Source organism: Noviherbaspirillum album, assembly GCF_035916955.1.
GTDB lineage: Bacteria > Pseudomonadota > Gammaproteobacteria > Burkholderiales > Burkholderiaceae_D > Noviherbaspirillum > Noviherbaspirillum album.
Genome location: NZ_JAWIIV010000127.1, coordinates 1 through 965 on the forward strand (window position 1 = coordinate 1; position 965 = coordinate 965).

The 965-nt window shown below is 63.4% G+C and carries 1 protein-coding gene; it reads right to left on the minus strand.

Annotated elements, in window-relative coordinates; translation table 11 throughout:
* The coding region (locus tag RY831_RS33020; protein ID WP_437126353.1) for a TRAP transporter substrate-binding protein at positions 1-953 on the minus strand (953 nt) is incomplete at its 3' end.
* Positions 954-965: the final 12 nt, after the last annotated feature.

Genomic DNA, 965 nt, shown 5'->3' on the forward strand with positions numbered 1-965 from the left:
TCCTTGAGCGCCGGGTCGGTGACGAAGCGGTCATACACCGGCTTCATCGCCGCCGTAAATCCTTTCTTGTCCACGTCCGTGATGATCTGCACGCCGCTGGCCTGCACCACCTGCCTTGCCTTGGCCTCGCGCTCGTCCCACAGCTTGCGCATCGCCGGCACCGAGTCCTTGGCCGCCTTGCGGATCAGCGCCTGGTCTTCCTTCGACAGACCGTCCCAGATCTTCTTCGAAAACAGCAGTACTTCCGGCGCCATCGAATGTTCCGACAGGCTGTAGTACTTCGCCGCCTCATAATGGCGCGACGATTCGTACGACGGCCAGTTGTTTTCCGCGCCGTCGATCAGGCCCGTCTTCAGACCCGTGTACACCTCCGCGTACGGCATCGGCGTCGCATTCGCTCCCACTGCCTGCATGATCGCCACCCACATCTCCGACTGCTGCACGCGGATCTTCTGGCCCTTCATGTCGGCCACCGTCTTGATCGGCTTCTTGGTGGTGTAGAACGAGCGCGAGCCGCTGTCATAGAACGCCAGGCCGACGAAGCCTTCCTTTTCCAGCGACGCCAGCAGCTGGTCGCCGATGGGGCCGTCAAGCGTCTCGCGCATGTGGGCGGTGGAGCGGAACAGGAACGGCAGCGACGGGATCATCATGGCCGGGGAGATGGCGTGCAGCGCGGCGCTGTTGATGCGCACCATGTCGAGCGCGCCGATCTTGACCTGTTCGACGGTGTCCTTTTCCGAACCCATGGAGCTGTTGGCGAAGACCTTGACGCCCAGGCGGCCCTTGGTCTGCTCGGCCAGCGACTTGCCCATCTGGCCCACGGCCACCACGGTCGGATAGTCGTTGGGGTGCACGTCGGCGGAGCGGAAGTCCTTGGCATGGCCGGTCAGGGCCACGGCGGCCAGGGCCACTGCCATTGCGCTGCGTTTGAATGTCTGGAATGCGTTGTTCATGCTCGAGTCTCC